The organism is Kitasatospora sp. NPDC059817, from assembly GCF_042731835.1.
Taxonomy (GTDB): Bacteria; Actinomycetota; Actinomycetes; order Streptomycetales; family Streptomycetaceae; genus Kitasatospora.
This window is the reverse complement of record NZ_JBHWIR010000366.1, coordinates 1-3,274: the sequence shown is the minus strand read 5'-3', so window position 1 is coordinate 3,274 and position 3,274 is coordinate 1. Positions and strand designations below refer to the sequence as shown.

Sequence of the window (3,274 nt, the reverse complement as noted above, 5' to 3'; positions counted from 1 at the left end):
AGTGGGACCCCTTGCGCGGCCCCTGTCGGGGGGGGTCCGGACCCGTTTTCCCCTCTGCGGGCTGCAGCGGGGCTGCCGGCGGCAATCCCACCACCGGACCCCGTGGCTCCGGAGGTGGGATTCGAGGGGCCCTGTCGGGCCGGCCGTGGGGGAGATCACGGCCGGGCCGAGGGGGCGGGGGGATCAGTGCGGGAGGTTCCACTTCTGGTTGTCGGCGCCGTTGCAGTCCCAGATGCCGAGCTGGTTGCCGTTGTTGGTGGCGAAGCCCAGGTCGTCCAGGCAGCGGCCGGACTGCGGGTTGAGCAGCGAGCCGTCGGACTGGGCCTTCCACTGCTGGGCGCCGCTGCCGTTGCAGTCGTAGAGCTGGACCATGGTGTGGTTGGCGGTGTTGCCGCCCTGCACGTCCATGCACTTGCCGAGGGCGCGCAGCGTCCCGTCCACGCCGACGGTCCACTTCTGGGCGTTCGTGCCGTTGCAGTCGTAGATCTGGACCGGGGTGCCGTTCTTGTTCTCGGCGCCCTGGACGTCGATGCACTTGCTCGCGTAGCCGCTGATCTGGCCCTGCGGCCCGGCCACGGGCGGCGGCACCGTCCCGAGGAAGACGACCTGCGGGAACATGATGGTGTCGCCGAAGTTGCACATGGCGGTGCTCATCCCGCTCCCGACGACGGCTCCGCCGATCGCCATGCGCATGTACGGGCCGGTGTTGTTGACGTAGTACTGGCACTGCGCCTGCACGCGCCAGATCTGCAGGGGGCTGATGCCCGAACAGGTTCCGATGACCTGGCCGCCGCCGGCGGCGATGGCGTTACACCCGCCGGCCAGCGCCGCACTCGAACTCGCCTGCTCTGCCTGAGCGGTGGCGGGCGCGGCCTGGCGCGCGGCGGCGGATGCGGCCTGGGCGGCGGCGGGGACGGTGAGTGCCGCGGCGGAGGCCAGCAGCGTGGTCATCATGACAACAGCGGTACGGCGCATGAGGGTTGGGCCCTTTCCGTGATGACAGGGTGATGGCACTGCTCAGATGTTGCGCAGGTTTGGTCATGAGCATTGCAGTGCCGCCTGGGGCCGTCAACGGATGTGGGCCGACGAGATATCGCCATTCACCTCAGCTCATCCGCGACCTGCTTGTTCCTCGGGGAAAGCACCGGTGCGCGCACCGGACAGGAGTCGGACGGGAGCCGAACAGGGGCTGGATTCAGCCGAATTGACGCGATCTCAGCCCAGCGCGCGGTCGAGATTGAAGGCCGCGCTGATCAGCGAGAGGTGGGTGAAGGCCTGCGGGAAGTTGCCGAGTTGCTCGCCGGTCGGGCCGATCTCCTCGGCGAACAGCCCGAGGTGGTTGGCGTAGGTGAGCATCTTCTCGAAGGCGAGCCGGGCCTCCTCCAGGCGGCCGGCGCGGGCCAGTGCCTCGACGTACCAGAAGGAGCAGATCGAGAAGGTGCCCTCGGAGCCGCTCAGGCCGTCCGGGCTGGTGGCCGGGTTGTAGCGGTAGACCAGGGAGTCGGAGACCAGGCCCTTGGTGAGCGCGTCCAGGGTGGAGAGCCACTTGGGGTCGGTGGGCGAGATGAACTTGGCCATCGGCATCATCAGCAGCGAGGCGTCCAGTTCGCCGTCGTCCAGGGACTGGACGAACGCGCCCAGCTCGCTCGACCAGCCGCGCCGCATGATCTGGTGGTAGATCGCGTCCCGGGTCTGCCGCCAGCGGGGCAGGTCGGCCGGCAGGCCGCGGCGGTTCGCCATCCGGATCGCCCGCTCCAGCGCCACCCAGCACATCAGCCGCGAGTACACGTAGTTCCTGCGGCCGCCGCGGGTCTCCCAGATGCCCTCGTCGGGCTGGTCCCAGTTCTCGCAGAGCCAGTCCGCCACCATGCCGACGTCCTCCCAGCCGGCGCTGCTGATCGGCTGCCCCCACTTGTCGTACAGGTAGATGGAGTCGATCATGGCTCCGTAGATGTCCAGCTGGAGCTGGCCGGTGGCGGCGTTGCCGACCCGGACGGGTGCGGAGCCCAGGTGGCCCTCCAGGTGCGGCAGCGCGTACTCGGGCAGCTCGGTGCGACCGTCGATGCCGTACATGATCTGCAACGGGCCGTTCGCGGCGGTGTCGCGCATGCGCTCGAAGAGGAAGCCCATGAACGCCTCGGCCTCCGAGGTGAACCCGAGGCGCAGCATGGCGTAGACGCAGAAGGCGGCGTCGCGGACCCACATGTACCGGTAGTCCCAGTTGCGCTCGCCGCCGACCTGCTCGGGCAGGCTGGTGGTGGGTGCGGCGACGATCGCGCCGGTCGGCGCGTAGGTGAGCAGCTTGAGCAGCAGGGCGGAGCGGTGCACCATCTCCCGCCACCGCCCCTGGTAGCGCGACCCGGCCAGCCAGTGGCGCCAGAACCGGACGGTCGCCTCGAACTGTTCCTCCGCCTCGGCGCGCGGACACGACCGGGCCGGGACGTCGTCGCCGATCTGGTCGAGGGCGAACACGACGGAGTCGCCCTCCAGGAGCTTGAAGTGCGACCACACGTCCAGGCCGTCGGTCTCCAGCGGCGCGGTGGCGGTCAGCGCGAGCGTGAGCGACGGGGAGCGGAACACCGCGACGTGGCCTTCGAGGGACACGGTGTGCGCCTCGGCGCCGTAGCCGAAACGCGGGGCGATCCGCGCCCGGAACGGGAGGATTCCCCGGACGCAGATGAGCCGCCGGATCAGCCGGTGCCGGGCGGCCTCGGGCGACCCCTCGGCCACGGGCATGAAGTCCTGGATCTCCGCCACGCCGTCCGCGGCGAAGAAGCGCGTGATCAGCACGTTCGTGTCGGGGAAGTAGAACTGCCGGGTGCGGGTCGGGACGTCCGCGGCCAGCTCGAACGATCCACCCCGGTCCGCGTCGAGGATGGCCCCGAACACGCTGGGTGCATCGAAGCGCGGACAGCAGTACCAGTCGATGGTGCCGTTCGTGCCGACCAGGGCGGTCGTCCGGAGGTCGCCGATCAGGCCGTGCTCGGAGATCGGCAGGTACCGGCCGCTGTCCGCCTGCTCGAACCCCGTCGTGTCGAACGCCATGCCGACCTCCCCGCCGCTGTGGCGCGGGCTTGGAGACGAAGCCTTCCTAGCCATGGTAGATCGCCGTCGGCGTGGGGGCCGGGCCGAGCACCGGCCGGGGCTCGCGGGCCCCAACCGGAGCGGGCCCCGGCCGGTGCGGCTTCCGCCGTGGGCGTGGCCCCTCCCGTCCCAGCCGCTGTGGCTTATACACATATGACGCTGCCCACGACAAAGCAAGTGCCTACACCCA

2 protein-coding genes are annotated in these 3,274 nt (G+C 70.1%); both read right to left on the bottom strand.

Annotated elements, in window-relative coordinates; genetic code table 11:
• Positions 1 to 183: 183 nt before the first annotated feature.
• Positions 184 to 954, bottom strand: a complete 771-nt coding sequence (locus ACFV61_RS35275; protein WP_380496201.1) for a ricin-type beta-trefoil lectin domain protein — start codon at positions 952 to 954, stop codon at positions 184 to 186.
• Between the two features lie 261 nt (positions 955 to 1,215).
• Positions 1,216 to 3,045: a glycoside hydrolase family 15 protein gene (locus tag ACFV61_RS35270; protein ID WP_380496199.1), complete on the bottom strand. Its 1,830-nt coding sequence runs from the start codon at positions 3,043 to 3,045 to the stop codon at positions 1,216 to 1,218.
• Between the last annotated feature and the right edge of the window lie 229 nt (positions 3,046 to 3,274).